Source organism: Belliella aquatica, from assembly GCF_014637795.1.
In the GTDB taxonomy this organism is placed as follows: Bacteria; Bacteroidota; Bacteroidia; order Cytophagales; family Cyclobacteriaceae; genus Belliella; species Belliella aquatica.
Map to the genome: position 1 here is coordinate 77,579 of NZ_BMFD01000014.1, position 25,052 is coordinate 102,630.

Consider the following 25,052-nt stretch of genomic DNA (forward strand, 5'->3'; position numbering starts at 1 on the left):
AAGATGGATCATTAAACTTTCTTATTTAGCTACTGATTCCACAGCTTTCCACACTCTAAAGAAATTTTTGTAGCACACCTTTTCTATATCTTCCTTAGAGTAGCCTAGTTTCATTAACTCTGCAATCAAATTCGGATACATGGAAGCATCTTTTAGACCTTCGGGCAAACTGTCTCCGACGCCGTCAAAATCAGACCCTAATCCAACATGATCTATTCCTACAAGTTTCACCACGTGGTCGATATGCTCAGCTACTTTTGACACATGAACAGTTGGTTTATTTGCTGTGGTATAAGAAGAGATGTATTCTTGGGCTGCCGAATCTCGTCTATTCAAGTTATTTTCCTCTAGCCACTCTTGAATATGGGTTCTATTTGCAGTATTTTTTTCGGAATAAGCTTGATCTAAAAAGCTGCCACCGAAAGTAATCATGACCATACCGTCTTTTTCTGCAATTTTTTGAATGATCTCATCTGATACATTTCTTTCAAATCCAGGTGTGAAGTTTCTTACCGAACTGTGTGTTGCCACGATAGGAGCTGTGCTCAATTCAGCCACGTCAAAAAATGTCTTGTCAGTAATATGAGATACGTCGATGATCATTCCAAGACGATTCATCTCTTTCACTACTTCTTTCCCAAATTCGCTTAGCCCTCCGTGTGTTTCAGCGTCATCATAGGAAGAGTCACCCACTAAGTTGTCTTTTCCATGAGTCAAAGTCATGTAACGAATTCCTTTGTCATAAAAGTAAGCTACATTACTTAGGTCATCTTCTATCGCTGCGGCATTTTCTATACCCATGGGAAGTGAAAGAAGTCCTCTCTTGAAGTTTGCTTCGATTTCTTCTGGAGATTTTGCTAAAGCAATTTGATCAGGCCAAGTGCTTGCAAGCCTTTCTACCATCATGATGAGCGTATCCGCAAGATCTTTTGCGCCACCTCTATCCTGATATCCCGCTGGAATATAGATTGCCATAAATGGCGCATCCATGCCACCTTCTTTAGCCCTAACATAATCAATATTCCCACCTTCTTGACGATTAATGAAGTCATACACTTCGCCTGTCATGGTATTGCCTTGATTATACATTCTGTAAGGTAAATCCATATGACCATCTACGATAATGGTGTTTTTGGCAAACTCTTTAGCTATTTCGAGCCTTTCATCGTCTGTAAGTTGGGTGTAATCAACTTCTACGGCTTTTTCATTACATGCAAAAGCTAGCGCTGCACCAAGTGCTAGTGATAATATTTTTTTCATAATGTACAGGTTTAGATTTCAATTTAAGAAAACCAATGAATTCCTTATTCAGAAGATTTATAAGCGGTCAAAATTTTGGCTAAAACAGATTTTCAATTTTGTTGTTAACAGTCATGTTGGAATTAAATAGATGAATAATTTTGTTATTCATAAATATCAAGCTTTTCAAAAGTGGAAAAATCAAAAAATCTTAACCTTTACCAAATCAAATGATGAAAATTATTCAAAAACTAAGTTTCGCTTTAATGCTTCCATTCATGGTATGGAGTTGCGGACCGAGCACGACAAATGATACTAACACTACCGAAGAAGTTGTAGAAGAATCAATTCAGCCTTCCCTCACGCTTCTATGGGAAACGTCCGAAGAATTGATCACAAACGAATCCGTATTGGTTGATGAAAACTCAGGAACTATTTACGTGGCCAATATCGAAGGTAATCCTACCGAGAAAGATGGGAAAGGATCGATTTCCATTATAAGCAAATCAGGAGAAATCCTTGTTCAAGAATGGGTATCTGGTATAGATGCGCCAAAAGGGATGGGTATCAGCAATGGTAAATTATATGTGACCAATATTGATGAATTGGTAGAGATTGACATCGAAAGTGCAGCAATAAGTAATAGGATTTCAGTGGAAGGGTCACAATTTCTTAATGACATAGATACAGATGGAGGAAAAGTTTATTTTTCTGATATGAATACCGGAAAAATCCATCTTTATGAAAATGGAAAGCTTAGTTTATTCGCGGAAGGACAAGAAGGTATCAATGGATTGAGAATCGGAAATGACGGCACGGTATATGGACTAGATGCAGCAGGATTGAAGAAGTATAGTTCTGACGGAAGCTTTGAAATCATCAATTCAGTAGTAACAGGTGGAGATGGTTTGATTATTTTAGATGACAACACATTTCTAGCAAGCAGATGGCAAGGTGAAATTTACATTATCCAAAATGGCCAAGAGACAAAACTCCTTGATACGAAAGCAGCGGAGTCAAATACTGCTGACATTGGATATATGGCTGCTGATAAGATTGTTTTTGTACCTACCTTTTTCAAAAATAAAGTGGCAGCTTACAAATTAAATTACTGAAAGGTAAACTCAATTTAGAAATCGAGTTTACAGCATCGAATTTCCCCATTTTGTGCTTATCTTTATCCTAGAATTACCCAAAATTGACCTTCGGAAATTAGCGCTTACGAAGTTAACTAATTGGTATTGAACTATTACATTATGAACAAGTCAGAGAATATTAATTACGAATTAGAAAAAAACATGGAAGTCATCAGTCAACTTGATGGTTTCGTGGGTCATGCCGTGGATACCGTTCTCGTTGATCCCGAGGATTGCTGGCAGCCTACTTATTTTCTTCCTGACATGGGGAAATTAGATGCTTTTGACCAAGTGAAATTACTTCAAGAAAGAGCTGCTGGAATTCCTGACACAGTGATTACTTCCTTAATTGGAAATATGATTACAGAAGAAGCTCTTCCAAGTTATCAGACGTATTTCAATCTTTTAGAAGGAATTAATGAGGAAGGAAACTTACTTAGTCCTTCAGGATGGGTAAGATGGTCCAAAGCTTGGACGGCTGAAGAAAATAGACACGGAGATCTTTTGAATAAATATCTTTACCTCTCAGGTAGAGCAGATATGAAAAAGGTTGAGCAAACAATCCATAGATTGATTTACAATGGTTTTGATCCAAAATCGGAGAAAGATCCATATCAAGCCATTATCTATACTTCTTTCCAAGAAAGAGCTACAAAGGTATCTCACGTAAACACGGGGAAACTTGCTGACAAAGCTGGTGATGATGTGTTGTCAAGGATTTGTAAGACTATTGCAGGAGATGAAGCGAGGCACGAAAAAGCATATAAAAGCTTCATGTCAGAGATCTTCAAAATAGATCCCAATGGAGCAATTTTAGCATTTGAGAAAATGATGCGTAAGCAGATTGTCATGCCAGCAGTTTTGATGGGAAAAGGCAGTTCCAATCCTTCACTTTTTGATCAATTCTCAGCAATAACTCAGAAAATTGGTGTTTATACTGGTTGGGATTATGCAAGAATCATAGATCACTTGGTGAAACTATGGGACATCGAAAAATTAACAGGCTTGAATGATGTCGCTTCAAAAGCTCAAGATTATCTTGCCAATTTAGGTGAAAGATATATGAAAGTTGCTGATAGAATGAAAGCGCCTGATGAAGTTCAACTAGCATGGTTGAAGTAACATAAACAAGCAGCTAAAAAAAGCATTGGATGTTTCATTCAATGCTTTTTTTATGTCTAAATGGAACATTTTTAGTCAAATATCAATTACATGTATATACACACAAAAATGACTATGAAAACAATAAATGCAATACATGCAGCAGATTATCATCCGATTGCAGATTTGATTACATATAATCCACTGCCTTCGCACAAACTGAAACAGATTGATCCATTTATTTTTCTCAATCATCATGGACACCAAACATATCCAAAAAACAACAATGGCTTGCCCTTTGGACCCCATCCACATAGAGGAATGGAGACGGTGACTTTTATCTTGGAAGGAGATATTATGCACAAGGATTCTGGAGGTCACGAGTCAGTAATAGAAGCAGGAGGGATTCAATGGATGACGGCTGGTAGCGGTTTGATCCATGCTGAAGTCAGCTCTGAGAAGTTCAAAAAAGAAGGTGGTGACTTAGAAATCCTCCAACTTTGGGTAAATCTGCCTGCCAAACATAAGATGACAAAACCCAAATATATCGGCTTACAAAAAAATGAAATCAATCAATTCAAACTGGATGAAGATAAAGTGAATGTACAATTGATCTCAGGTGAGTGGGAAAGTCAGAAAGGTTCCTTTGAAACCATTTCACCTATTATGCTAAGTACGATTCATATGAAAGCAGGGGGAAAGTTTACCAAGTCGATTCCTCAAGAGGAGAACGTATTCTTTTATATCGTCAAAGGTTCTGTAGAACTCCAAGGAGAAAAGATTCCATTCAGAAATCTTGTTGAATTCAACAATGATGGAGAAAGTGTATCTGTCAAAGCTTCAGAAGATGCTATCATTATCTTGGGCCATGCCAAGCCTTTCAACGAACCGATGGTCGCTCAGGGACCATTCGTCATGAATACGCAACAAGAAATCATGCAAGCTTATCAAGATTACCAAGCAGGTAAATTTGGATCTTGGGATCATGAGTAAAAATTATATTCTTGAAGAAAAACACACAAATCTAATAGTTGTAAGATTGTGTGTTTTTCTTTTTAATACCAAGCAAATCCCCTTCACTAAGAAATTAATTTTTCAATCTTAAAATTTTATAATTTTAATTCACATCAATGATGTCTTGAGAGATTAGACGGTATATTTCAGCTACTTGCTCGTTGTAATTCAGAAATTGAAAATGATGGTCTAAAGTACCATAATCGCCTCTAATGGCTGGACCTGTTTGGGCTCTTTTTGCACCTAACTCTAAGCTCTTGCTTACTGACTCGATAATCAGAGGCTTAAGCATTTCAAAATCTAAACCTTGTCTTCCCATGATTTCTTCTGATAAGCGAATCATGTGATTGGTGAAATTACTGGCGAAAACAGCAGCAACATGTAAGGCTAATCTGTCCTTTGATTTTACTACAAAAACACTTGGGGAAAGGCTTTTTGCTAGTTTTTTTAATTTTTGTAAAGTTTCCTGATCCTCAGATTCTATCAAAAAAGGCACATCAACAAAGTCAATCTCTCTCCCTTTGGAAAAAGTCTGCAAAGGGTAAAAAATCCCAGTGTACGAGGCAGAACTATAACCTAGTATACTCGAGGGAACGGTGCCTGAGGTGTGCACAAGGATACTCTCTTCAGGAAGGATGATTTCATCGGCAAGATCTGAGATGGCGGCATCACTTACAGCCAAAATAAAAATTTCTGCTTTACTATCAGAAAAATCTAAGTCGCTTTTGGCATCAGCTACATAAACTTTTTCCGTTAGTTTTTCCGCATCTTCAATGTTTCGCCCATAAATCTCGGTAATGGTGTGACCAGCATTTTCTAAAGCAGGTACTAAGTGGTTGGCGACATTTCCAGTACCCAAAATAGCTATTTTGAACTTCATGATTGAAATATAAAAAAATATTATGAACCCAGTACAGTAGGAAAGCTCTTACTTAGGAAAGAAAAGCGATTCATGATTTTTTGAGAGGATAATTATGGAATTTAACTAAGAAATTATCCCTGCAAATCTAAAATATAATTTTAGATTTGCAGGGATAAAGACTAGAATTGAATCAATAATATTTTCTTTTAATTTCTCCAATTTTCATTACTGAATTGATTAAAAGTGCTAGTCCTGTACTTCCTAAAATTGATATATATATCCAATATTGGTAGCCATTAATACTTGCCGAAATACTTTTTGTTGCTGCTATTTTGTGATAATAAATAACAAGAGCAATTATAATTAAACCTATTAACCCACTTAAAAATGCCTGTTTAATTTCTGATTTCTTTTTTTTTCTATGTTCAGTATTTATCCATTCTTTATCAGAGATTATTTTTCTTTTCATATTTTTGATATAAATTATCTTATAATTTCGTTCAGAAAATCTCTCAATCCAATCACCTCAATATTTGATTCGTAGGTATACTTTTCTACACCTGGCGTGATGATATAGAGTTTTTCTATCCCTAAATCTTCCATTGCCAAATAACTCCCTTTGGTCAATTTGGGAGAAAGACTGAGTTTGATTTCCGCGGCAGCGAGCCATCGGCTATAGACCCATCTATCATATTTCAACTTTATATCTATTTTTATTTCTATTATATTTCAATTTAAGATTCACCAATGTCATTCGAATATGAAAAACCTAATTCTACTCTTCTTCAGTTTTTTGATTATCCAAACCTCCTTTGCGACCGAATTGTATCATGCCATCAGCAGCTATCAAGCAGATGCGAGTGCTCTCGGCAGAAAATATAACAATCCCAATTCTGAGGAGTATTTTCAAAGATTTGATAAGCTTTATTCTGACTGGTTAAGTGCATTACAAGCGATGCCTTATGATAGTTATTCCATGGATGGGAAATTGGATTACCAGATATTTAAGAATTACTTGCAGAAGCAGCAGTACTTTCATCAAGCAGCTTATGAGGAATTCAAAGCTGTTAAAAATGTGGTGGATTTCGGAAAGCCTTTAGAGGATTTTTATCAAAAAAGAAGAGCAGCTATCAAGCCTAATGCACAAGAGCTAGCGGCTACTTTTGATCAAGTAGAAAGGCTTGCCAAAACTAAATGGGAGCAGATGAAGAAGGCTAAGCAATACACATCTTGGCAACAAGCAGAACTTGCTGCAGCTGTGGTGGAATCGCTGAGGAGAAATACAGATGAGGCTTATAGATTTTATTTTGATTATGATCCAGAGTTTACTTGGTGGATGAAAAAGCCCATGGAAAGTCTGAATCAGACTTTGAAAGCCTATTCTAGTTTTCTTCAAAGTCACTTTGAAAATACCGTTGTCAAAGATGACGGCTCAGGAATCATCGGAAAGCCAATTGGTAAAACAAATATTGAAAAAGAATTGCAGTATAATATGATTCCCTACTCAGCTGAGGAGCTGATCAAGGAGGGTGAAAAACAATATGCGTGGTGTGAAGCTGAGATGATCAAAGCGTCAGAGGAATTGGGTTTTGGTAAAGATTGGAGAAAAGCCTTGGAGCATGTCAAAAACCAATATGTTCCAGCTGGAGTATGGCCGGGAATGGTAGTAGAGATGGCTGATGAAGCCATCGATTTCGTGGAAAAGCGAGATTTACTGACTATTCCTGACATGGCAAAAGAAACTTGGAGGACAACCATGATGTCGGCGGAAAGGCAAAAAGTCAGCCCTTTCTTTTTGGGTGGAGAGTCGATACTGATTTCTTATCCAACTTCTGAAATGTCCCACGAAGATAAAATGATGAGTATGCGTGGCAATAACCCACACTTCTCTAGAGCGGTGGTGCATCATGAATTGATTCCAGGCCATCATTTGCAACAGTTTATGAATCAGCGTCATTTTCCTCACAGAAGGATGTTCAACACGCCATTTTGGGTAGAAGGTTGGACTTTGTATTGGGAGTTCAATCTTTGGGACAAGGATTTCCCTAGAAATGTAGAAGATAAAGTTGGGATGCTTTTTTGGAGAATGCACAGAGCAGCAAGAATTATTTTTTCACTGAAATATCACCTTGGAGAATGGACACCACAGCAATGCATAGATTTCTTGGTAGACAATGTTGGACACGAAAGAGCCAATGCAGAAGCAGAAGTTCGCCGGTCCTTTGAAGGCAGCTATGGACCGCTTTATCAATTGGCTTATATGATTGGAGGTATCCAGGTTTACCAATTGAGACAAGAGATGGTAGAAGGTGGGAAACTGACAGAGAAAGAATTTCACGACTATTTCATTACACAAAATTACATGCCGATAGAACTCCTCAGGGCAAGGATGAAAGAGGATTTGCCGAGAGATTTTAAGAGTTCTTGGAAGTTTTTGAAGTAATTCTTTGCTTTTTAGTTGGGGGGGGTATATTTGAATTAACCAAAGTTTTAATTAATGAAGAATTTCATTTTACTATTTCTTCTGTTCAGTGTAGCTTGTGAAAGTAAGTCTGATTATCAGAACTCGATGAATTTGGATATTGAATCGACCAAATTACTGGAAAACATTAGCTTGACTGCTGAATCGACTTCAACTGCCTTAATATCTAATGGTGAGATGGTTTCAGTAACTGAAAAAGGTCAAATTGTAATTTATTCCATTGATGGGAATCAAATAAAAGTCTTAGATAAAAAAGGTGAAGGAGAGCTGGAATTAAAAAATCCAACTTTGGTAAGCACTTTCGAAGATGGTTTCTTAGTTTGGTGTAGAGATCTTTTGAAAATGGTTGCATTTGATTCAGAGGGAAATCCAATTGAAGAATATTTTGGTTTCAATCACTCCATTAAAAAATTTGTAGTAAAAGAAAACCTGATTTTTACTTACATAAATACTTTAGTTGATAAGCCCTTCATTCAAATTTATGATATGGAAGAGGGGAGAATAATTAAAGAAATAGGAAACACTGTAAATGAACAATTGATCAGCAATTTAAATAGCTGTGGTGGAGGAATAACTTTATATAATGATCAGATCGTATTCGCTTCTTCAAATAGTTTAAATCTCTATGTTGTAGAAGGTGATGAATACCAAATCAAGGAGATTGAAATTTCGGATTTGGATTTTATTGAATTAAAAATAAGTGAAGATGCAGAAAATCTAATTAACAGTAGTCAAAGAAAAGCTATTGAAATGTCTTTAGGCAGAGCAGTAATTACTGGTTTATTTCAGGTTGGGCAAGATTTGATTTTATTAGGCGAGGTAGGAGAAATGACTATTTCAGGTGGTGCTTTAAATTCCAAGAATAGAAAATCATTCATCTGGAAAATAGATAAGGAGTTTAATATTATTGGAAAATATTTTTATGACTTAGACCCTTCAATTTCTTGTAAGCTTGTTAGTTCACATGGTGATTTTCTAGCTAGAATCGTTCAAAGGCAAGGAGAAGAAGAAATGGACTATTATTTAGAGCAACTACAATTATCTACAGTTTTAGAAAATCAAACCTTAGTGAAGGGATAGCGTTTTCATGATAGTATACGTCTCGGAAAAAAAGCATTATGAAAATACTACCCCTTATTTTATTTGTTCTTCTGGCATTTCAGGTAAATGCCCAAGAAATAAAGCAAAAATCGCAGACTTCTTTGTTGCTCTATCCTGAGATCTATCAGATTGCGAAGATTGAATTGTCAGAAGCGGGACTGTTAAGTGATTTGGTTAATTTTTGTGATGCGGCAACATTCAGTTTGATTGAGGTGGAAAAAGGATACGAAATAATGCGGATTTATCCTCAAAGTGTGGGTGCAGAACTAGCCGCTATGAATTTTGAAGATCAGTTGAATAAAGAATTGGAAGGAAAAGCAAAAGTTGTAAGTGTCAAGTCCTATGGTAGAGAATACTTGCCGCAAGTTTATGTAAATCAAATATCAAAGGGAAGTGTGAGAATAAGGGTGGATTGAATTCATCAATATTGATATTTTAGATACTTTGGTTGCCTTGAGATTTGCTTCCTTTTCAAATCAGATAAAAAGGTTATTTTTGTAGCTATGCTATCCAAAAAAACAAAATATGCTTTTCATGCCCTAACTTATTTGGGTAAAAACAGAGATCAAAAGACCGTCTTGATTCAAGATATCGCCGCTGCGTATGGTATCTCTCATAAATTTTTAGAAAACATCCTATTAGAGTTAAAGAAAGCAGGGATTCTTGGCTCTAAGAAAGGAAAAGGTGGAGGTTATTATTTGATCAAAGAACCTAAAGATGTGGCTTTATCAAAAGTGATTAGACTATTGGATGGTCCAATAGCCTTGCTGCCCTGTGTGAGTTTAAACTATTACGAACCCTGTGCAGAGTGTCAAAGTGAAGCTGAATGTGGACTCAATAAGGTTATGATTCAAGTAAGAGACGAAATGCTTAATGTATTGGAAAACAAATCATTAGCAGATATTTTAGATAAAGAGTAAAATTTTTTCTCCATAAACCCTATAAAAATTGTAGAGTTTATATACTTTTGTAATTCAACTTTTAATAAAAGTATTATGATTCTGGATCAACCGATCAAAAAATGGTTTGTGGACAACACAGGAAAGGATAGCAATATCAAGAGTTTCCTGAAATCTATTTCCTGGAGGATTGTCGGGACATTCGACACCATTGTCATATCATATTTCATTACTGGCCAATTGAAAATGGCTCTATCGATAGGTTCAATTGAGGTAATCAGCAAGATTGTACTCTACTATTTTCATGAAAGAGTTTGGGAAAAATTCACAAAAGAGAAAAAAGATGAACATACAAAAGAGTTTGCCTGAGTTAAGGCTTAAGATAGATGAGTTGGGTCCTGTGAACGGCTTACAATTCCTAGCTGATCTTTTTCGGGAAAAGGTTGTTTTTTCTACTTCTCTGGGTCAAGAAGATCAAGTGATTACCCATATGATTGCAGACAATTATATCCCCATACAAATTTTCTCTTTGGATACAGGGAGGTTATTTCCAGAAACTTTAGACTTGATCGCCCGCACAGAAAGTAAATATAAAAAAAGAATTGAAGTGCTTTATCCAGAGCGATCTTCTGCGGAGTCTTTGGTCAGAGAAATAGGCATTAATGGCTTATATGACTCAGTAGAAAACCGGAAATCCTGCTGCTATGTACGTAAAGTTGAACCACTTAAGAGAGCTTTGGCAGGAAAAAGCATATGGGTAACAGGGTTAAGGGCGGAGCAAAGTCCAAATAGAAGTGATATGCAAAAGTTGGAATGGGATGAAGCCAATCAAATTATCAAATACAACCCTTTACTTGATTGGTCTTATCATGAAATGATCGCTTACATCAATCAAGAAAACATACCCTACAATCCGCTGCATAATAAAGGATTTATTAGCATAGGCTGTGCTCCATGCACGCGAGCAATCTCAGATGGCGAAGATGCCAGAGCAGGAAGATGGTGGTGGGAAGAATCGAAGAAAGAGTGTGGTTTGCATGCTAAATAGATACAAGACATAAGACGCAAGATTCAAGACAGGTTTAACCAAACTTCAAGATTCATCATTCGGAATTCATTATTAAAAATTTAGAATGTCGAATAAAGAATAATGAAGTGGGTAACAAATGGTTAAAGACTTTAGTCTTGGACCAAAAACTAGCAGTCTTTAGACTGCTAATAAAATTACAGAGATAAAACATGAAAATGATGGCTGTCGCAATTTTCGACAAAAATCAGAAATCAAAAATCAAAAATCTAAAATAAATATGTCAAACCTATTTATACCAAATCCAAAAGAAGCGGAATCGATCCATATTTTGCGGGAAGTAGCGGCTCAGTTTGAGAAGCCTGTATTGCTTTTTTCTGGAGGGAAAGACTCCATCACTTTGGTAAGATTGGCACAGAAAGCATTTTATCCTGCGAGAATTCCTTTTCCTCTTTTGCATATTGATACGGGACATAATTTTCCAGAGACTATAGCATTCCGTGATCAGCTAGTCGAAGAACTTGGCTTGGAATTGATTGTCAGAAATGTACAAGATTCAATCGATCAAGGAAAAGTTACTGAGGAACGAGGAAGGTACGCAAGTAGAAACACACTGCAGACTACCACTTTATTGGATGCAATAGAAGAGTTCAAGTTTGATGCTTGTATTGGTGGAGCGCGAAGAGATGAAGAAAAGGCGAGAGCAAAGGAGCGTGTATTTTCAGTAAGGGACGATTTTGGTCAGTGGGATGAAAAGAATCAAAGACCAGAACTTTTTGACATGCTTAATGGGAAAATCCATCAAGGTCAAAATGTAAGAGTTTTCCCTATTTCAAACTGGACAGAACTGGATGTTTGGGAATATATCAAAAATGAAGACATGAAAATTCCTTCTATCTATTTCGCTCACAAAAGGGAAGTGTTCTTTAGAGACGGGATGGTTTGGACAGCAAATCAGCATGTTTACAGAGATAATTCTGAGGAAGTAGTGGAAAGAATGGTACGATTTAGAACAGTTGGTGACATGACTTGTACAGCTGCTGTACTTTCAGATGCGGATACCTTGGAAGCAGTTGTTGATGAAATTCGTCTTTCAACCATTTCAGAACGAGGTGCGAGAATTGACGACAAACGCTCCGAAGCAGCGATGGAGAAAAGAAAGAAGGTTGGGTATTTTTAAGAGAGACTCAAGATTCAAGACTTTGCACTCTATTTATAATAAAATAAATGATGGGAAAATTAGGCAAGAAAAACCCCAAAGGGGTTAAACTTTCAATAGCCCCGTATGCAATGCGGGGAATAGAGATAGGGTTTTCATGCTGGTTTGAACAACCCTGAAAGGGTTGAACTTCTTTAATCGAAGTAGAGAAATTCTATAAAAAATCAAGTTTTGAAAATGACTTTACCAGAAAAAATTTAAAAGAGAAACCCGTGGAATCTGCGAAATCCGCGAGAGTAAATAAAAGTAAGATGGCTGAAAATAGAAAATTAATAAAAATAGCTACTGCCGGTTCGGTGGATGATGGGAAGAGTACTTTAATTGGAAGATTATTGTATGACACCGGATCATTGACTTCTGATAAATTGGAAGCAATCGAAAGAAATAGCAAGCAACGAGGATATGACTACTTGGATTTTTCTTTGGCGACAGATGGATTGGTAGCCGAGCGGGAACAAGGAATAACTATCGATGTAGCGCATATTTATTTTAATACCGACAAGACCAATTTCATCGTCGCTGACACACCGGGTCATGTGGAGTATACAAGAAACATGGTTACAGGAGCTTCGACTTCTCAAGTTGCCATTATCTTAATCGATGCAAGAAAAGGCGTGATAGAGCAGACTTATCGCCATTTTTTTATCAGCAATTTGCTAAGATTGAGTCATGTGGTTGTTGCTGTCAACAAGATGGATTTGGTTGACTATGATGAAGAGGTTTATTTGAAGATCAAATCTGATTTTGAGGAATTGGTGGCGAAAAGTGACTTCTCTACTGATCAAATTACCTTTATTCCTATTTCAGCTTTGAAAGGAGAGAATGTTTCCCAAAAATCTGATTTGATGAATTGGTATATCGGAAATACACTTTTAGATCATCTTGAAGTTTTGGAACCGGCAGATTTGCAAGAAAGTAGTGCTGCAAGATTCCCTGTTCAATTTGTCATTAGACCAAAAACAGAAGCTTACCATGATTTCAGAGGTTTTGCAGGGAAAGTTTACGGTGGAAATCTGAAAAAAGGAGATAGCATCACGGTTTTGCCTTCATTGACCACCTCCAAAATCAAAGCCATTCACTTTTTTGAAAAAGAAGTAGAAGAAGCAGCAATTGGTTCATCTATCACGATTACTTTGGAAGATGAGGTGAATGTGAGTAGAGGTGATACCATCGTGAAGAATTCCGATTTGCCAAAATCAGAAAAATTAATTTCCGCAACCATCTGTCAAGTCAATGCTAAACCATTGAAGGTTGGAGATAAATATACGCTTCAACATGGAGTCAACAGAGTCCTAGCTAAAGTTGAGAGTATTCAAGGAAGAATCCACACCGATTTTTCAGGAGAAGAGGCAACAGATCAGCTAAAACTGAATGACATCGGTCAGGTGACATTCAAATTGAGTAAAGCGATTCACTTTGATTCTTACAAACAAAATAAATCCACGGGTAGCTTTATCCTAATTGACGAAGGTTCCTATGATACAGTTAGTGTTGGGTTTATAAATTGAAGATTTTAGAATCTACTAAAAATCAAATCATATAAGCTACATGAAACACATTGTACATCGTACTTGGTACTTCGTACAACAAAATAACCTATAAAACCGATAGAGAATAAATATTATGCAAAGCTTTAGAACAGAAATAGAAAACCCGGTTGTAGAAAAAGACATTATCGAATTGGAAAGAAAAATCGCGCTTTTCAAGGAAGGTAAAATTGATGATGAAAAATTCAGAAGCTTAAGACTTGCCCGTGGAATCTATGGTCAGCGGCAGCAAGGTGTACAGATGATCAGAATTAAGCTTCCTTATGGAAGAGTTACTTCCGAGCAGCTTCACAGAATCTCTCAAGTTTCGGATAAATACTCCACAGGAAGACTTCATATCACCACCCGTCAAGATATTCAGATCCATTATGTCAAAATCGATCAGACACCAGAATTGTGGGCTGAGTTGGAGAAGGATGATGTGACAATCCGTGAAGCTTGTGGGAATACCGTTAGAAATGTGACGGCCTCTGAAATGGCAGGAATTGATCCTAATGAGCCATTTGATGTAACCCCTTTTGCAGAGGCGTCATTCCAGTATTTTCTTAGAAACCCAATTTCTCAGGAAATGGGAAGGAAATTCAAAATCGCTTTTTCATCCAGTGATGAAGATACTGCTTTGGCTTACCTGCATGATATTGGCGTGATTCCAAAAGTGAAAGAGGAGAATGGTGAGCAAATAAGAGGATTCAAGATTTTGCTAGGAGGTGGACTTGGTTCTCAGCCGAGACATGCTGATGCAGTGTATGAGTTTTTACCTACGGATAAACTGATTCCTTTCATCGAAAGTGTCATCAGAATATTCGACCGATATGGAGAAAGAGCCAAAAGAATGAAAGCCAGAATGAAATTTTTGGTCAAAGATTTAGGCTTAGAAACATTTCTAGATTTGGTCAAAGTGGAAGAATTGTCGCTTCCTTTTAAAACCTATCCCATCGAGTATAAAGCCTATGAAGCATCGCAAATTCAACCTTCTCCAGAAATAGTTAAAGTTGAAGAACCAAAAGAATTAGCATATGAGCAATGGAAATTGACCAATATCATACCGCAAAAGCAAATTGGATTTGTTGCTATTGGCATCAAAGTTAAGCTTGGCGATTTTTATACAGATAAGGCAAGATTACTGGCTGATTTGGTAAAAAAATATGCAAATAATGAATTGAGATTTACACTCAGACAAAATATACTGATTAGAGATGTGAAAGAAGAATTGATTCCTTTTTTCTACCAAGAACTCAAAAAACTCGGTTTTGTAGATAGAGGATACAACACTTTTGGAGATATCACGGCATGTCCGGGTACGGATACTTGTAATCTTGGGATTGCATCTAGCACAGGAGCGGCAGGTGTACTCGAAGATGTGATTTTCAACGAATATCCTCAATATCTCAGCAACAAAGACCTGACAATAAAAATCTCAGGCTGTATGAATGCTTGTGGGCAACACAATATGGCATCTATTGGCTTCCAAGGCATGTCCATCAAAGCTGGGAAACATGTGCTTCCTGCGCTTCAAGTATTGCTTGGTGGAGGAACTTTAGGAAATGGAGAAGGAAGGTTTGCAGATAAAGTCATCAAAATCCCAAGTAAGAGAGGACCACAGGCTTTGAGAATTTTGCTGGACGATTTTGAAGCAAATGCATTTGAAGCAGAAAATTTCCTTGCCTACTACGACCGTCAGGGACAGATGTATTTCTACGAATTATTGAAAGAAACTGCCAATATCGAAGATGTAGTAGAAAGTGATTTCGTCGATTGGGGAAATAATGATCCTTACGTCAAAGAGATCGGTGTAGGAGAATGTGCCGGAGTAATTATCGACTTGGTGTCTACTCTACTCTTAGAGGCGAGGGAAAAAATAGCCAATGCAGAAGAAAGTTTAGAAACAGGAGCTTGGTCTGATGCAATTTACCACACTTATGCAGGATTGGTGAATACAGCCAAGGCAATTTTACTCGCAGAGGGAATCAACACAAATTCACATGCCAGTATCCTAAAGCAATACGATGAGCAATTTACAGAAACTGGTAAAATCGACCTGAAGGATTCTATCGAGAATATTACATATCAGATAAAAAGCAACGAACCAACTGAGGCATTTGCGAGGGAATACTTTGCAACTGCACAGCAGGTTTTTGAAACAATCAGTAATTACAGAGCAAAAGAGGTAAGTGCATGATACGAGACAGTAAACCTAAAGTAACCCTTCTAGGGGCTGGTCCAGGTGATCCAGAGTTGATCACACTAAAAGGAATTCTTGCACTCAACAAAGCAGATGTTGTGCTTTATGATGCCTTGATAGACCCTGTTTTACTCAAGCATGCACCTGCACAAGCGATTAAAATCTTTGTTGGGAAAAGGGTAGGTAAGCATTCTTTGCCACAGGAGGATACCAATAAGCTTTGTGTGGAGAATGCACTTAAGCATGGTCATGTAGTGAGATTAAAGGGGGGTGATCCTTTTGTCTTTGGAAGGGGATCGGAAGAGATTGATTACATCGAAGCTTTTGGAATTCCAACCGAGGTTATTTCTGGAATCAGTTCATCGGTGGCTGTTCCAGCTCAAGTGGGAATACCTGTTACCAAACGGGGTGTTTCTGAAAGTTTTTGGGTGATCACGGGTACGACGAGCAGCGGAGAAATTTCCAGGGATATCGCACTAGCAGCCCAATCCACGGCAACGGTTGTGATTCTTATGGGAACAAAGAAACTTCCAGAAATAGTCAGCCTTTATCAGCAATATGACCGAAATGATCTTCCTATAGCGATCATTCAAAATGGAACCACCAAGGAAGAAAAATTAGTAGCAGGTTACATAGATGACATTCTTATCAAAGCAGAAAATGCAAAAATAGCCGCCCCAGCCATCATCATCATTGGTGAAGTGGTCAAGGAAAGTTACAGGTTGAAAGAAATTTATCAGGAAGTGGTTAGTGTTGAAATCAATCGGGTTTGATATATTTTAGAATTATGCTTCGCGAAATAAAGTTGAAATATACGTTGTGAAATAAGATAGAAATATAGCTTCGCCGAAATTTGCTTTGCGAAATATTTATCCCCCTATTTCAATACATTTCAAATGTATTTCCACCATATTTCTATTCTATATCTAAATTGCTCCGAATCCTTTCGCTATATGGATTTCTGCAAAAGTTCCTGTTTCAATCACATATCAATCGTATTTCCACTTTATTTCCACCCTATTTCCACTTTATTTCAATTGTATTTCCACTTTATTACAATCCAATTTCCTTCAAAAAAATCAGAATAAATGAATCGATTATATCCCATCTTCCTCAAAGCCCATGAATTAAACTTTCTGCTCGTTGGTGGAGGGTTTGTGGGGACGGAAAAGTTGAGTTTCCTACTCAAAAGTAGTCCCGAAGCTCAGGTGACGGCAGTTTCAAAAGAATTCAATGCTGAATTTTTGGAACTAGCAGAGGTAGCAACCAATGTTACTCTGATTCAAGATGTGTATCACGAGAAGTATCTTGGGGGGAAGCATATCGTCATTGCAGCGACGAACTTTCCTGAGATCAACAGACAGATTCATGATGAGGCCAAAGAAAGATATATTCTTGTCAATGTAGCAGATACACCAGAGCTTTGTGATTTTTATTTGGGTGGAATCGTCACGAAAGGAAATCTAAAAATTGCGATCAGCACCAATGGAAAATCTCCTACTACAGCCAAAAGGCTTCGACAGCTACTGGAAGAAGTACTCCCCGAAGAAATTGATGACCTGCTACAAAACCTCAACGCATATCGCGATACGCTCAAAGGTGATTTTGAGTACAAGGTCAAAGCCATGAACGACATCACAGAGTTATTGGTGGAGAAGAAGGGTTAAGAATTAAAACAAGTAGTTAAAAGTTATCGTTTTGGTAACTTTTTTCTTTATATTTGTTTTAAACAAGTAATTTGGTGTGAAAATATTTTCTAGAGGAACTTTAAGAGATTTTTGGGAAAAGCATGCTAATTGTGAACAACAATTGAAAATTTGGTATCGTGAAACTGAAAAATCTAATTGGTCATCCATTCAAGATCTTAAAAGAGAGTATCCTAGTGCAAGTATTCTAAAAAATAATCGAATTGTTTTCAACATTAAAGGAAATGATTATCGATTAATTGCCAAGTTCAACTTTGAATATCAGCTTTGTTGGATACGGTTTATTGGGACGCATGCTGAGTACGATAAAATCAATGCAAACGAAATTTAAGATGAAAATTAAACCAATAAAAAACGAGAAAGATTATCAAAATGCACTTGCTAGATTAGAGGTGATTTTTGATGCTAAGAAAGGTACTGAGGAAGGTGATGAATTGGAAATCTTATCCATTATCATTGATAACTACGAAAAAGAGAATTTCCCAATTGAAATGCCTGACCCCATTGCTGCAATTAATTTTAGAATGGAACAGATGGGATTAAAGCAAAAGGACTTGGTTGAGATGATTGGTTTTAAAAGTCGCGTTAGTGAAGTCATGAATAAAAAACGTAAACTAACTTTAGAAATGATCAGAAAACTAAGTGTCAACTTAAAAATCCCAACTGATGTATTGATTCAAGATTATTAAGAGTTTTAGATAGAAGTAATTTTTTTGAAAAAATCAGGATATACTTCTAGATCTAGAAACCTGAGTATAGCCTGATTTTTAGAATTTTAGATTAAAACAACCTAACACCCACTGTCGGTATAATTGTTTTTATATTGTCTGTGAAAATAAAACCTCCGTTAAGTTGAAGGTTTCCCTTGATATTATATCTATAAGATGCTTTTAAAGTTGTTCCTTGGAAGACTGGACCAGAATCATTCAAAAGGTAACCAATCTGAATTGTACTCCATGGAGCTTTAGTAGGATTGATTAAAATCTCGGCATTTATAAATGGATTATGGAATACATTAACACCACCATCTGGTTTGTCAGAGAAAAAAACTGAATTCGTAATTGAGGCTCCTAAGCCTATTTTTTTTAAGTTGACTACAGTTCTAAATCCCATTTCAGGAGCAAACTTTCCACCAATAAAGTCTAAGCCAAAAGGAATACCTAGAGTATAACTCTTTCTATGTGGAATATATTGGGTAATTATATCTTTAATAGCTCCAATAAAAGTGTTTTCAGCCCAATTCGGGTGTAAATAATATGTTCTGACTCCATCTTCATTGAAGTCTCTGATAGATTTGACTGCCCGCAATAATTTTTCTTCTATATCATCCTTTGGATAATCATTTGAGTTGAAGATAGCTTCGAGCTGACCTTTATTTGGCATTACGAAAACCAAAGTATCGGTAAAATAATCTGGATTTTTTTCAGCAAAGTTTTTGAAAGAGGAAGTGTAATTTGGCGTATTACTTTTCAATTGTGCCTGTGCAAGGTAGCTGAAGCTACATAAGAAGATTAAAATGATAAGTTTTTTCATTGGTTTGTGTGTTTTGGTTGAATAATCCCTGTGCACAGGATTTTAGGTATTCAGCTGTTTTATTGTTCATAAAGTCGGGCTGTCAGCGCATTGATTTGTAGCCTGAGCCTACCTTTCTTTCTGTTGTTTAATTCGTTTATTGCTTCCAATTCCTTTTCAGAAAGTTCTACATTGAATCCATCAATTTTGATTCTTCGCCTAGGTTCTTCCCAATTGACTGCGATGACTTTTTTACTCCCCTTGATGTCCTTTGCAGTGTCAAGCTCAGCTTCTATTTCATCTGTATAAATTTCCGCTACGAATATTTCTGGGAGAGGAATAGCAACTTCTATTGCCTTAACTATCTCTTTCTTTTCAATAGTTGGGATCAATTCAGGAGAATTTGGAATTTCGTTTTTTGAAGGTGAAGTACTTTTGATTTCCCTTACATCTTGTGGTGGAGCATGGATCAAAGTTGGTTGGATGATGATTGTATTTGTAATGTCAGTCATCAAGAACTCTTCTTTAAAATCGTTTTGTTGCTTCGCTAACCAAATCATCCCCCAAATTCCAAAAAGGAATACTGCTGCTGCAGAAAATCTATAAAATGCTATTATTCGCTTTTTGCGTTCTATGCCTTTCTGTATCCCAAACCATAAATTTTCTTTTGGAGTATGAATAGGTAGCTGATTTTTCAGATTCGACACCTGCTGATCTAAGGATTTTTTGTCCAAGATTCTATCCCAGACAATTTCATCTGGAAGATGCTCTGGCAAGCGGTTTTTCCAAGAATTATGTTCAGGATCTTTCATTTTGAATAGTAGGTTTTGCTTAGGGCTTTCTTTAATAGTTTTTTAGCGTAATGAAGCTGCGATTTGGAAGTTCCAATAGTCACTTTGAGCATGTTGGAGATTTCTTGATTGGAATAGCCCTCGATTTCATAAAGGACAAAGACCGCTCGGCTTGATTCGGGTAAATTTCTGATTGCCTGATCGAGCATTTCTGCATCTATCCATTGATCTAGCAGCAAATCATTTGATTTGATATCCTCATTCAATTCTTCAAATGCAATCTCGGACCGAATTCCTTTGAGTGCTTTTCGGATCATAATTGTTTTGACCCAGGCTCCAAGAGTTGATTCTTCTCGGAAGTTTTTGATGTTTCTAAAAACATCGATAAAGCCTTCTTGCAAGTAGTCATTCGCTTGGTCATAGTCATTGCAGATTCTATAGATCAAGTTGAACATGGCTACTTTGTACTTCTCAAAAAGCGCAAACTGAGCCTGAGCATTTTGCTCTTTGCAGGCTTGGATCAGTTCATCTTCATTGGAGTAGTTTTTTACCATATTCAACATAAAGAGTATTCTTATCTAAAAAAGGTTGGAAGGAAGTGGAAAAAAACCTAATATTCTTCAAAAAACAAAGAATGAAGACTGTAGATGATATTGTGAAGCTTGGAGATCCAAGATTATATGAAGTTTGTAAACCTGTACAGAAAGAAGAACTTCACTTAGTAGATGATTGGGCAAAAGATCTCCATGATGCCATGGAAGATATTCGGAGAGTTTATGGCTTCGGAAGAGGGATTGCCGCGCCGCAACTTGGGATTATGAAGCGACTTTTTTATTTGAATCTTGATCGCCCTTATATCATTATCAATCCTGTATTGCAAAATCAAAGTGAAGAAATGTTTGAGCTTTGGGATGATTGTATGAGTTTTCCAAATCTGCTGGTCAAAGTCAAAAGGCATCAATCACTTACTTTAGAATACTTGGATGAAAACTGGGAAAAGCAATTTTGGGACGTTTCAAATGATATTTCAGAACTTGTCCAACATGAATATGATCATTTGAATGGTGTTTTATGTACCATGCGCGCTATTGACGACAAGAGTTTTCAGTGGAAAGGTTGAGTTTTTGTATATTCACGTTTGATAGAAAAGGAAAATATGTCATTTTCAAAAGAATTTAAAGAGGCAATTAGTAATCTTCCTGACAAGGAAAAAGACAAATTATTATTTCGTTTGCTCCGAAAAGATATGAAGTTGGCTAATCGCCTTTATTTTGAGCTAATTAGCGATTATTCTGTAGAAGAAGAAAGAGAAAAGGTTCGTGAAGCCTTGGGAAAACAAATTCAATCTATTAGTAATGACCATTATTCAATTGGATACCTCAGCATGGATGTTCGATCTCTGAGTGGGATAATTAATGAGCATGTCTCAACAACAAAAGACAAAATTGGTGAAATCGAATTGAATATATTTTTATTAATCGAAGTTCTGTCTAAGAATAAAGATAGGATATTTAGATCTCACCCATCTAAGGCTCAGAAGTTTTCAACGGCAGTAGTAGCAAGAGTTTTTAAAATACTTTTATTGATTAATAAACTTCATCCAGATTTTAGACTAGAGTTTAAAGATGAACTTGCAGAACTTGGAAATATCATAGGAGATAACCCATATATCATGAAAATGGCTATTTTTAATGGTTTAGATGTAAATTGGTTGACTTCAAGAGATATCCCTGAAGATATTGAAGAAATATATAAAGACTTGAGATCAAGGGGATATTTGAGATGAATTTGAAAGTTTATTGATCCTTTTAGGCGAACTATTCCTATTCTGTCAGGCTACTTTAAAAATTTTGTCTAAATTTGCACCAATTTAGCCATAAGTATTTACACCTCTTAAACCCTCACTCATAATGCCTAAGGATAGCAGTATCAAACACGTACTCATCATCGGTTCAGGTCCCATCGTCATCGGTCAAGCTTGTGAATTTGACTACGCAGGCTCTCAAGCCGCTAGGTCACTCAGAGAAGAAGGCATCACTGTCACGCTTATCAATTCCAATCCAGCGACCATCATGACTGATCCAGTCACTGCTGACAACGTGTATTTGCTCCCATTAGAAAAGAAATCCATCATTCAAATTCTAAAGGATCACCCTACCATCGATTGTGTTTTGCCTACGATGGGTGGACAGACAGCGCTCAATCTTGCTATCGACTGTGATGTAGCTGGAATTTGGAAAAAATTCGGAGTAAGAATGATCGGCGTGGATATCGACGCCATCGATACAGCCGAAAATAGAGAGAAATTTAAAGTATTATTAGAAAAAATTGGAGTAGGCGTCTGCAAAGGTGCTACCGCTACTTCATTTCTTCAAGGAAAAGAGATCGCTCAAGAAATCGGTTTTCCACTTATCATCAGGGCATCCTATACTCTGGGAGGTGCAGGTGGAGCTTTTGTCGAGAAAGCCGAGGACTTCGAAAAGCTTTTGATGTCTGGACTTGAGGCCTCGCCGGTTCACGAAGTCCTGATTGAGCAAAGTATCATGGGTTGGAAGGAATATGAACTTGAGGTGATGCGTGATAATATCGGGAACATGATTGTAATCTGTTCTATCGAAAACTTTGACCCAATGGGTGTTCATACGGGAGATTCGATCACAGTAGCACCTGCCCAAACACTTCCTGATACAGTGTATCAAAGAATGCGAAACTATGCCATCACCATGATGAATAGCATAGGTACTTTTGCAGGTGGTTGTAATGTGCAGTTTGCGGTAAGTCCTGACAACAAAGATATTATTGGGATTGAAATCAACCCAAGAGTTTCTCGTTCATCTGCTTTGGCTTCGAAAGCTACAGGCTATCCAATTGCAAAGGTAGCTGCAAAATTAGCAGTTGGCTATAATCTTGATGAATTGAAAAATTCTATCACAGGAACAACCTCCGCATTTTTTGAGCCTTCGATTGATTATGTGATTGTAAAAATCCCAAGATGGAACTTTGACAAATTCAAAGGATCTGACAGAAGACTTGGACTTTCTATGAAAGCAGTAGGAGAGGTAATGGGAATTGGAAGAAATTTCCAAGAAGCACTTCAAAAAGCTTGTCAGTCATTAGAAATTAAGAGAAATGGTTTAGGAGCAGATGGTAAAGAACTCAAAAACCAAAACGAGATCCTTTACAGTCTTGCTAATCCTAGTTGGAATAGATTATTCCATATTTACGATGCCTTCAAATTGGGGATCTCCTTTAGAACTATACAGGACCTCACAAAGATCGATAAGTGGTTTTTGAAGCAGATTGAGGAGCTGATCCTATTAGAAAAGGAAATTGAGAAGCATGGTCTTGAAAGTATCCCAAGGGATTTGATGGAAATGGCAAAGATGAAAGGCTATGCTGATCGTCAGTTGGCTCATTTACTTGGTTGTCTTGAAAGTGAGGTTTTTGATAAGCGTTACAAGGAAATGGGCATCAAGCGAGTTTATAAACTTGTGGATACTTGTTCAGCTGAATTTGAAGCACAGACTCCGTATTATTATTCCACCTTCGGAGAAGAGAATGAATCAATAGCTAGCAATAAGAAAAAAGTCGTTGTGCTTGGATCAGGTCCAAACCGAGTAGGTCAAGGAATTGAGTTTGATTATTCATGTGTTCATGGTGTGTTGGCAGCTAAAGAATGTGGCTACGAGACCATCATGATCAATTGTAATCCTGAGACTGTTTCTACAGACTTTGATATTTCTGATAAGCTTTATTTTGAACCAGTATTCTGGGAGCATATCTATGAAATCATCCTTCAGGAAAATCCTTTAGGTGTAATTGTTCAATTAGGTGGTCAGACTGCTTTGAAATTAGCTGAGAAGCTTGATAAATATGGTATCAAAATCATTGGAACCAGCTACGAAGCGCTTGATTTGGCAGAAGATAGAGGAAGATTTTCTCAGCTCTTGAAAGAAAATGATGTGCCTTATCCTGAGTTTGGGACCATCCACAGTACAGATGAAGCTTTAGAGCTGTGCAAGAGACTTGGTTTCCCTCTTTTGGTCAGACCTTCTTATGTACTTGGCGGGCAAGGGATGAAAATCGTCATCAACGAAAAAGAACTTGAAGAGCACGTTGTTAATGTGTTGAGAGATATCCCTAACAATGAAATCTTGCTTGACCACTTCTTAGAAGGTGCAATTGAAGCAGAAGCAGATGCGATCTGTGATGGTGAAAATGTTTATATCATCGGAATCATGCAGCATATCGAGCCTGCGGGAGTTCATTCTGGAGATTCTTACGCGGTATTGCCTCCATACAACTTGGGAGATCTAGTAATCAGACAGATAGAAACTTATACGCATAAGATTGCTTTGGCGCTTAAAACAAAAGGACTGATCAATATTCAGTTCGCAATCAAAAATGATAAAGTTTATATCATTGAGGCAAACCCAAGAGCGTCTAGAACCGTTCCATTTATCTGTAAAGCATATCAGGAGCCTTATGTGAATTATGCGACCAAGGTGATGTTAGGAGAAAATAAAGTAACAGACTTTGAATTCAAACCTGTCAAAAAGGGTTATGCAATCAAAGAACCTGTTTTCTCTTTCCACAAATTCCCTAATGTCAATAAAGAGTTAGGTCCTGAAATGAAATCCACAGGAGAAGCAATTTATTTTATTGAGGATTTAATGGATGATTTCTTCTTGAAGATTTATAGTGAAAGAAACTTATATTTAAGTAGATAATTTGATTTGGGAATTGGAAAATCTCCAATTCCCAAATGAATAAAAATTTAAAAAAATTGGTAAAAGCATTAGTAATTATTCTAGGAGTTGGATGGCTGCTTGGACAACTGATCAGGTATTTTCTGAGAAGTAAATTGGCCAAATTTGCGCAGCAGGTAAATGAGGCGGCTAGAGAACATCAGCAATCTCAAAACAGGAATACTACTCCTAAAAACGGAAATGTAAATGTCGATCACATTCCTGAAAACTTTAAAGCAAAACGCTCTAAGGAAATCAAAGGTGGCGACTATGTAGATTATGAAGAAGTGAAGGATTAATTATTTTTGTCACCAAATGTAAAAAGCCTGCAAATCTTGATGATTGACAGGCTTTTTACATTTAATATAAGAGCAAATTATTTTTGAGATCTAATGGTCAAAAATAGTTGGTAAAAACCCTGTAACGTATTGATTTAAAATTATTTACAAAAACCTTATTGAAATCAGTTTCAATAAGGTTTTTTTG

27 protein-coding genes are annotated in these 25,052 nt (G+C 36.9%); 20 read left to right on the forward strand and 7 right to left on the reverse strand.

From position 1 onward, the window contains the following. Nucleotides 1-21: 21 nt before the first annotated feature. Nucleotides 22-1,260, reverse strand: a complete 1,239-nt coding sequence (locus IEV57_RS15715) for a dipeptidase (RefSeq protein ID WP_188443999.1) — start codon at nucleotides 1,258-1,260, stop codon at nucleotides 22-24. Nucleotides 1,261-1,469: 209 nt separating this feature from the next. Here IEV57_RS15715 and IEV57_RS15720 point away from each other — a divergent pair, with 209 nt between their 5' ends. The 3 genes from IEV57_RS15720 (at nucleotide 1,470) to IEV57_RS15730 (ending at nucleotide 4,469) form a co-directional block, all read left to right on the forward strand. Continuing rightward, nucleotides 1,470-2,354 (forward strand): SMP-30/gluconolactonase/LRE family protein, encoded by an 885-nt coding sequence (locus IEV57_RS15720; RefSeq protein ID WP_373282264.1) that lies wholly within the window; start codon nucleotides 1,470-1,472, stop codon nucleotides 2,352-2,354. Nucleotides 2,355-2,495: 141 nt separating this feature from the next. Further along, nucleotides 2,496-3,497, forward strand: coding sequence for an acyl-ACP desaturase (locus IEV57_RS15725; protein WP_188444000.1), 1,002 nt, complete (start codon nucleotides 2,496-2,498; stop codon nucleotides 3,495-3,497). A gap of 114 nt (nucleotides 3,498-3,611) precedes the next feature. After that, nucleotides 3,612-4,469, forward strand: a complete 858-nt coding sequence (locus IEV57_RS15730; protein ID WP_188444001.1) for a pirin family protein — start codon at nucleotides 3,612-3,614, stop codon at nucleotides 4,467-4,469. Between the two features lie 124 nt (nucleotides 4,470-4,593). Here IEV57_RS15730 and IEV57_RS15735 read toward each other — a convergent pair whose 3' ends face one another. The 3 genes from IEV57_RS15735 to IEV57_RS15745 form a co-directional block, all read right to left on the reverse strand. Further along, nucleotides 4,594-5,370, reverse strand: a complete 777-nt coding sequence (locus IEV57_RS15735) for a Rossmann-like and DUF2520 domain-containing protein (protein WP_188444002.1) — start codon at nucleotides 5,368-5,370, stop codon at nucleotides 4,594-4,596. A 172-nt stretch (nucleotides 5,371-5,542) separates the two neighbouring features. Beyond that, complete coding sequence (locus tag IEV57_RS15740) at nucleotides 5,543-5,821, reverse strand: hypothetical protein (protein ID WP_188444003.1); 279 nt, start codon at nucleotides 5,819-5,821, stop codon at nucleotides 5,543-5,545. A 14-nt stretch (nucleotides 5,822-5,835) separates the two neighbouring features. Continuing rightward, nucleotides 5,836-6,051 (reverse strand): hypothetical protein, encoded by a 216-nt coding sequence (locus IEV57_RS15745; protein ID WP_188444004.1) that lies wholly within the window; start codon nucleotides 6,049-6,051, stop codon nucleotides 5,836-5,838. Nucleotides 6,052-6,112: 61 nt separating this feature from the next. Between IEV57_RS15745 and IEV57_RS15750 the strand changes: the two genes are divergently transcribed. The 13 genes from IEV57_RS15750 (at nucleotide 6,113) to IEV57_RS15810 (ending at nucleotide 18,204) form a co-directional block, all read left to right on the forward strand. Next, nucleotides 6,113-7,795 carry a DUF885 family protein gene (locus IEV57_RS15750; protein WP_188444005.1) on the forward strand — a complete coding sequence of 561 codons (1,683 nt, stop codon included), beginning with the start codon at nucleotides 6,113-6,115 and terminating at the stop codon, nucleotides 7,793-7,795. 54 nt (nucleotides 7,796-7,849) lie between these two features. Beyond that, on the forward strand, nucleotides 7,850-8,914 hold the full coding sequence (locus tag IEV57_RS15755; protein WP_188444006.1) for a hypothetical protein: 1,065 nt from the start codon (nucleotides 7,850-7,852) through the stop codon (nucleotides 8,912-8,914). 38 nt (nucleotides 8,915-8,952) lie between these two features. Then, complete coding sequence (locus tag IEV57_RS15760) at nucleotides 8,953-9,351, forward strand: hypothetical protein (protein WP_188444007.1); 399 nt, start codon at nucleotides 8,953-8,955, stop codon at nucleotides 9,349-9,351. An 87-nt stretch (nucleotides 9,352-9,438) separates the two neighbouring features. Then, nucleotides 9,439-9,855 carry an RrF2 family transcriptional regulator gene (locus IEV57_RS15765; protein WP_014771362.1) on the forward strand — a complete coding sequence of 139 codons (417 nt, stop codon included), beginning with the start codon at nucleotides 9,439-9,441 and terminating at the stop codon, nucleotides 9,853-9,855. A gap of 75 nt (nucleotides 9,856-9,930) precedes the next feature. Next, the gene (locus IEV57_RS15770) at nucleotides 9,931-10,203 is read left to right on the forward strand and encodes a DUF2061 domain-containing protein (protein WP_014771361.1); all 273 of its coding nucleotides are present in this window, start codon (nucleotides 9,931-9,933) and stop codon (nucleotides 10,201-10,203) included. After that, nucleotides 10,178-10,882, forward strand: a complete 705-nt coding sequence (locus IEV57_RS15775) for a phosphoadenylyl-sulfate reductase (RefSeq protein WP_229744537.1) — start codon at nucleotides 10,178-10,180, stop codon at nucleotides 10,880-10,882. Before IEV57_RS15770 ends, IEV57_RS15775 begins: the two co-directional genes overlap by 26 nt. A 259-nt stretch (nucleotides 10,883-11,141) precedes the next feature. Then, nucleotides 11,142-12,041: a sulfate adenylyltransferase subunit CysD gene (cysD, locus tag IEV57_RS15780; protein WP_188444009.1), complete on the forward strand. Its 900-nt coding sequence runs from the start codon at nucleotides 11,142-11,144 to the stop codon at nucleotides 12,039-12,041. A 290-nt stretch (nucleotides 12,042-12,331) separates the two neighbouring features. Next, nucleotides 12,332-13,588 (forward strand): sulfate adenylyltransferase subunit 1, encoded by a 1,257-nt coding sequence (locus tag IEV57_RS15785; RefSeq protein ID WP_188444010.1) that lies wholly within the window; start codon nucleotides 12,332-12,334, stop codon nucleotides 13,586-13,588. A 115-nt stretch (nucleotides 13,589-13,703) separates the two neighbouring features. Next, complete coding sequence (locus IEV57_RS15790) at nucleotides 13,704-15,806, forward strand: ferredoxin-like domain-containing protein (RefSeq protein WP_188444011.1); 2,103 nt, start codon at nucleotides 13,704-13,706, stop codon at nucleotides 15,804-15,806. Continuing rightward, nucleotides 15,803-16,582: a uroporphyrinogen-III C-methyltransferase gene (gene cobA, locus IEV57_RS15795; protein ID WP_188444012.1), complete on the forward strand. Its 780-nt coding sequence runs from the start codon at nucleotides 15,803-15,805 to the stop codon at nucleotides 16,580-16,582. The genes IEV57_RS15790 and cobA overlap by 4 nt, the downstream gene beginning before the upstream one ends. Before the next feature lie 315 nt (nucleotides 16,583-16,897). Further along, a complete protein-coding gene (locus IEV57_RS15800) occupies nucleotides 16,898-17,476 on the forward strand; it encodes a precorrin-2 dehydrogenase/sirohydrochlorin ferrochelatase family protein (protein WP_188444013.1) in 579 nt (192 codons plus the stop codon). Nucleotides 17,477-17,552: 76 nt separating this feature from the next. Continuing rightward, nucleotides 17,553-17,846 carry a type II toxin-antitoxin system HigB family toxin gene (locus tag IEV57_RS15805; RefSeq protein WP_188444014.1) on the forward strand — a complete coding sequence of 98 codons (294 nt, stop codon included), beginning with the start codon at nucleotides 17,553-17,555 and terminating at the stop codon, nucleotides 17,844-17,846. A 1-nt stretch (nucleotide 17,847) separates the two neighbouring features. After that, a complete protein-coding gene (locus tag IEV57_RS15810; RefSeq protein ID WP_188444015.1) occupies nucleotides 17,848-18,204 on the forward strand; it encodes a helix-turn-helix domain-containing protein in 357 nt (118 codons plus the stop codon). Nucleotides 18,205-18,295: 91 nt separating this feature from the next. On the opposite strand, the gene IEV57_RS15815 is transcribed toward IEV57_RS15810, so the two are convergent. The 3 genes from IEV57_RS15815 to IEV57_RS15825 are packed head-to-tail and all read right to left on the reverse strand — an operon-like array spanning nucleotide 18,296 to nucleotide 20,381. Further along, nucleotides 18,296-19,048 carry a hypothetical protein gene (locus tag IEV57_RS15815; protein WP_188444016.1) on the reverse strand — a complete coding sequence of 251 codons (753 nt, stop codon included), beginning with the start codon at nucleotides 19,046-19,048 and terminating at the stop codon, nucleotides 18,296-18,298. Between the two features lie 59 nt (nucleotides 19,049-19,107). After that, nucleotides 19,108-19,839, reverse strand: a complete 732-nt coding sequence (locus tag IEV57_RS15820; protein WP_188444017.1) for a hypothetical protein — start codon at nucleotides 19,837-19,839, stop codon at nucleotides 19,108-19,110. Further along, a complete protein-coding gene (locus IEV57_RS15825) occupies nucleotides 19,836-20,381 on the reverse strand; it encodes an RNA polymerase sigma factor (RefSeq protein ID WP_188444018.1) in 546 nt (181 codons plus the stop codon). Before IEV57_RS15825 ends, IEV57_RS15820 begins: the two co-directional genes overlap by 4 nt. A 71-nt stretch (nucleotides 20,382-20,452) precedes the next feature. Between IEV57_RS15825 and IEV57_RS15830 the strand changes: the two genes are divergently transcribed. The 4 genes from IEV57_RS15830 (at nucleotide 20,453) to IEV57_RS15845 (ending at nucleotide 24,865) form a co-directional block, all read left to right on the forward strand. Beyond that, on the forward strand, nucleotides 20,453-20,938 hold the full coding sequence (locus IEV57_RS15830; RefSeq protein ID WP_188444019.1) for a peptide deformylase: 486 nt from the start codon (nucleotides 20,453-20,455) through the stop codon (nucleotides 20,936-20,938). A gap of 36 nt (nucleotides 20,939-20,974) precedes the next feature. Then, nucleotides 20,975-21,604: a hypothetical protein gene (locus IEV57_RS15835; protein ID WP_014771348.1), complete on the forward strand. Its 630-nt coding sequence runs from the start codon at nucleotides 20,975-20,977 to the stop codon at nucleotides 21,602-21,604. Between the two features lie 124 nt (nucleotides 21,605-21,728). After that, the gene (carB, locus tag IEV57_RS15840; RefSeq protein WP_188444020.1) at nucleotides 21,729-24,548 is read left to right on the forward strand and encodes a carbamoyl-phosphate synthase large subunit; all 2,820 of its coding nucleotides are present in this window, start codon (nucleotides 21,729-21,731) and stop codon (nucleotides 24,546-24,548) included. Between the two features lie 35 nt (nucleotides 24,549-24,583). Then, nucleotides 24,584-24,865 (forward strand): DUF4834 family protein, encoded by a 282-nt coding sequence (locus IEV57_RS15845; protein WP_188444021.1) that lies wholly within the window; start codon nucleotides 24,584-24,586, stop codon nucleotides 24,863-24,865. The last annotated feature ends 187 nt before the right edge of the window (nucleotides 24,866-25,052 follow it).